The organism is Klebsiella sp. HMSC25G12 (assembly GCF_001807705.1).
GTDB classification, from domain to species: Bacteria; Pseudomonadota; Gammaproteobacteria; order Enterobacterales; family Enterobacteriaceae; genus Klebsiella; species Klebsiella variicola.
Map to the genome: position 1 here is coordinate 1 of NZ_KV789813.1, position 4,205 is coordinate 4,205.

Annotated in this window: 4 protein-coding genes and 4 tRNA genes; 7 read left to right on the plus strand and 1 reads right to left on the minus strand. The window is 51.2% G+C overall.

Annotation, left to right across the window (positions count from 1 at the left end; genetic code table 11):
- The first annotated feature begins 146 nt into the window (after positions 1-146).
- Both murB and birA read left to right on the plus strand, forming a co-directional pair.
- The gene (gene murB / locus HMPREF3096_RS04410) at positions 147-1,175 is read left to right on the plus strand and encodes a UDP-N-acetylmuramate dehydrogenase (protein WP_032732172.1); all 1,029 of its coding nucleotides are present in this window, start codon (positions 147-149) and stop codon (positions 1,173-1,175) included.
- Complete coding sequence (gene birA / locus HMPREF3096_RS04415; protein WP_008808010.1) at positions 1,172-2,134, plus strand: bifunctional biotin--[acetyl-CoA-carboxylase] ligase/biotin operon repressor BirA; 963 nt, start codon at positions 1,172-1,174, stop codon at positions 2,132-2,134. Before murB ends, birA begins: the two co-directional genes overlap by 4 nt.
- 26 nt (positions 2,135-2,160) lie before the next feature.
- On the opposite strand, the gene coaA is transcribed toward birA, so the two are convergent.
- Positions 2,161-3,111 (minus strand): type I pantothenate kinase, encoded by a 951-nt coding sequence (gene coaA / locus HMPREF3096_RS04420; RefSeq protein ID WP_012543215.1) that lies wholly within the window; start codon positions 3,109-3,111, stop codon positions 2,161-2,163.
- 418 nt (positions 3,112-3,529) lie between these two features.
- Here coaA and HMPREF3096_RS04425 point away from each other — a divergent pair.
- The 5 genes from HMPREF3096_RS04425 to HMPREF3096_RS28620 form a co-directional block, all read left to right on the plus strand.
- Positions 3,530-3,605, plus strand: a tRNA-Thr gene (locus tag HMPREF3096_RS04425).
- Between the two features lie 10 nt (positions 3,606-3,615).
- Positions 3,616-3,700 (plus strand) — tRNA-Tyr (locus HMPREF3096_RS04430).
- Positions 3,701-3,815: 115 nt separating this feature from the next.
- Positions 3,816-3,890: transfer RNA gene (locus HMPREF3096_RS04435), tRNA-Gly, on the plus strand.
- A gap of 5 nt (positions 3,891-3,895) precedes the next feature.
- A tRNA-Thr gene (locus tag HMPREF3096_RS04440) sits at positions 3,896-3,971 on the plus strand.
- A gap of 115 nt (positions 3,972-4,086) precedes the next feature.
- Positions 4,087-4,205: GTP-binding protein (locus tag HMPREF3096_RS28620; RefSeq protein WP_000031649.1), on the plus strand; the 119-nt coding region annotated here is incomplete at its 3' end.

Consider the following 4,205-nt stretch of genomic DNA (forward strand, 5'->3'; position numbering starts at 1 on the left):
CGCACCCGCCCTGCACGACCTGTAGCCCGGACCGGTACACCGCATCATTACCGGTAACGCCCCCAATATCACTGCCCCTGCAATCAGGCAAGCCTTCCCCCGCCAGATACGGTAAACTAACGCCGATTTTGCATCAGGAAGCCACTATGAACCACTCCCTCAAACCCTGGAATACCTTTGGCATTGAGCGCTCCGCCAGGACGATTGTACGCGCCGAAACTGAGCAGCAGTTATTAAGCGCCTGGCAAACTGCTGTCGCGGCAGGCGAACCCACGCTGATCCTTGGGGAAGGTAGTAATGTCCTGTTTCTGAACGACTATGCCGGTACGGTGATCCTCAACCGAATTATGGGGATCGAGGTGAGCGAAACGCCGGAAGCCTGGTGCTTGCACGTCGGCGCCGGCGAAAACTGGCATCAATTGGTGCAGTTCACGCTACAGCATGCGATGCCAGGTCTGGAAAATTTGGCATTGATCCCTGGCTGCGCAGGATCTTCGCCGATCCAGAATATTGGCGCCTACGGTGTCGAGCTCCAGCGGGTTTGCAACTATGTGGACTGCATTGAGCTGGAAACGGGTCGTAAGCAGCGTCTTTCAGCGGCGGAATGCCGTTTCGGCTACCGTGACAGTATCTTTAAACATGAATACCAGGATCGCTACGCCATCGTCGCGATTGGTTTAACGTTAGCGAAAGCATGGCAGCCTGTACTGAGTTACGGTGATTTAACGCGTCTTGATCCACAGACCGTCACCCCGCAGCAGGTATTCGATTCCGTTTGTCATATGCGAATGACTAAGTTGCCGGATCCCAGGATTAACGGCAATGCCGGAAGTTTCTTTAAGAATCCGATCGTCAGCGCTCAGGTTGCTGAAGCGCTGCTGGCGCAATTCCCCCAGGCGCCGCATTATCCGCAGGCAAACGGCACCGTCAAGCTGGCCGCGGGCTGGTTAATCGATCAATGTCAGCTCAAAGGGCAACGCATTGGCGGCGCGGCCGTCCATCGACAACAGGCCCTGGTACTCATTAATGAAGATCGAGCGACCAGCGAGGACGTGGTAAAACTAGCCCATTACGTTCGCCAGCAGGTGGGTAAGAAATTCGGTGTATGGCTTCAGCCCGAGGTGCGCTTCATTGGAACGCATGGTGAAGTCAACGCAGAGGAGAGCATTGCGTGAAAGACCATACTATTCCCTTAACGTTGATTTCTATCCTGGCTGATGGCGAGTTCCACTCAGGTGAACAGCTTGGTGAGCAGTTAGGTATGAGCCGGGCGGCGATTAATAAGCATATCCAGACCTTACGCGACTGGGGCGTCGATGTGTTTACAGTGCCAGGCAAGGGTTACAGCCTGCCAGAGCCCATTCATCTGTTGGATGAGAAAAAGATTTCCCAACAGATTGAACATGGCCGAGTGACGGTTCTCCCCGTGATTGACTCCACTAACCAGTATTTACTGGACAGGCTTGATGAGCTGACATCCGGGGATGCCTGTGTGGCTGAATATCAGCAGGCAGGGCGAGGACGGCGAGGTAGAAAATGGTTCTCGCCCTTTGGCGCCAATCTTTATCTCTCGATGTACTGGCGCCTGGAGCAGGGACCGGCGGCGGCTATTGGACTCAGCCTGGTGATTGGTATCGTGATCGCTGAAGTTCTGCAGCAGCTCGGAGCCGATCAGGTTCGTGTGAAATGGCCAAACGATATTTACCTGCAAGATCGTAAACTGTCAGGGATCCTCGTGGAACTGACCGGGAAAACGGGTGATGCTGCACAAATCGTTAGTGGCGCGGGTATCAATCTTGTGATGCGTCGCGTGGAGTCTGACGTGGTCAATCAGGGGTGGATAAGCCTTCAGGAGGCGGGGGTTGTCATCGACCGCAACCTCCTCGCCGCGCGCCTGATTAAAGAGCTACGTCTGGGCCTGGAACTGTTCGAGCAGGAAGGGTTAGCGCCCTATCTGCCGCGCTGGGAGAAACTGGATAACTTTATTCATCGCCCGGTAAAACTCATTATCGGTGATAAAGAAATCTATGGAATTTCCCGGGGCATTGATGCGCAAGGCGCACTATTGCTGGAACAGGATGGGGTGATAAAAGCCTGGGTTGGCGGTGAAATATCATTGCGCAGCGCAGAATAAAAAAGGGAGCTTCGGCTCCCTTTGCTTTATTTACGTAAGCGTACTTGATTCACAGAATGATTGGCGCTTTTGGTCATGATCAGGCTGGCACGTTCGCGGGTTGGAAGGATGTTTTCTTTAAGATTCATTAAGTTAATCTCGTTCCATAGCGAGGTGGCAATATCCACCGCCTCTTCCTTCGACAGCTTAGCGTAATTGTGGAAGTAGGAGTCAGGATCGGTAAACGCCCCTTCTCGGAATTTGAGAAAACGGTTGATATACCAGCTTTTCAGTAATTCTTCCGGGGCATCGACATAAATAGAAAAATCGACAAAATCGGATACAAATACATGATGAGGATCGTGCGGATAATCCATTCCACTTTGCAGAACGTTGAGTCCCTCAAGAATTAAAATATCCGGCTGCGCGACGGTTTTATCGCCGTCGGGAATAACATCATAAATCAGATGGGAATAAACCGGCGCGGTTGCCTGCGGTACACCTGATTTAAGATCGGAGACAAACTTCACCAGTCGATGCATATCATAGGACTGCGGGAAGCCTTTCTTCTTCATTAATCCGCGTTCTTTCAATACTGAGTTAGGGTGCAAAAAACCGTCAGTAGTGATGAGTTCAACATGGCGGTGCTCCGGCCAACGGCTAAGCAAGGCCTGCAGTACACGCGCGGTGGTGCTTTTCCCCACCGCAACGCTGCCAGCGATGCTGATGATATAGGGAATGCGTTGACCGTTGGTGCCAAGAAATTGTTCGAGAACAGCCTGACGACGCAGGTTAGAACTGATATAGAAGTTGAGCAAACGCGACAGCGGCAAATAGATCTCGGCAACCTCTTCCAGAGAGAGATCTTCGTTGATGCCTTTTAACCGCGTGATTTCATCCTCGGTTAACGTCATCGGGACAGAATCACGAAGTGCAGCCCATTGGTGGCGGTTAAATTGTAGGTACGGTGTCATTAACGTCTGCTCTTTTTGGCTCATAAGCATGTTCTTACCATCGCCGTATACGTTGAAACGGCGATGCTTCACACGAGTTAATCAGGACAATGGGCAGGAGGGTAACACCAGATTGCCGGGAATAATAAGAAAAAAACTCATTGAATGCTGCTTTCTCGCGCCAGCATCACAAGAGAGGAATAAGTTTCTTATTCGTAGTAAACCAGCAGGATAGTGCTAACGGCCCGTTACCTTTCTGTCAGTCGTCCGCATACATCCTGGGCATCAGCGGGTGACTGGAACCGCTCCTGATGAGCTGGATTGCTGGCGAATATTTGCACTGCCCTGTTTGAAATTACACCGTTTTTTCGTGTAAGAGCACAAAATGTGAGCAAGAGAACGTTTTATGCAAATTTTTAGTTGCATGAACTCGCTCCTCTCCCTAGAATGCGCGCTACTTGATGCCGACTTAGCTCAGTAGGTAGAGCAACTGACTTGTAATCAGTAGGTCACCAGTTCGATTCCGGTAGTCGGCACCATAACAATTTGGGTGGGGTTCCCGAGCGGCCAAAGGGAGCAGACTGTAAATCTGCCGTCATCGACTTCGAAGGTTCGAATCCTTCCCCCACCACCACTTTCTGGCGACGCTTTGCGTAGCCGGAGTTGGTTGGGTAAACTAATCAGCTCAATACTAAAGAGAGCAGTCTCTTTAGTATTACAGAAAGAACTGGGTAGCCGAGTTTCAGGATGCGGGCATCGTATAATGGCTATTACCTCAGCCTTCCAAGCTGATGATGCGGGTTCGATTCCCGCTGCCCGCTCCAGACGTGCTGATATGGCTCAGTTGGTAGAGCGCACCCTTGGTAAGGGTGAGGTCCCCAGTTCGACTCTGGGTATCAGCACCACTTCTTTTCTCTCCTTCCCTGTTTCTCTTCTGTTATTTTCATTCAACAAGTCGGGCATGTTGCCTGGTTGATGTGGTGATATCACCGATTTATCCGTGTCTTAGAGGGACAATCGATGTCTAAAGAAAAGTTTGAACGTACAAAACCGCACGTTAACGTCGGTACTATCGGCCACGTTGACCATGGTAAAACAACGCTGACCGCTGCCATCACTACCGTTCTGGCTAAAACCTA

Coding starts and splice junctions, on each gene's coding strand:
- coaA (WP_012543215.1), bottom strand. CDS start 3,111: ATGAGCCAAAAAGAGCAGACGTTAATGACACCGTACCTACAATTTAAC.
- murB (WP_032732172.1), top strand. CDS start 147: ATGAACCACTCCCTCAAACCCTGGAATACCTTTGGCATTGAGCGCTCC.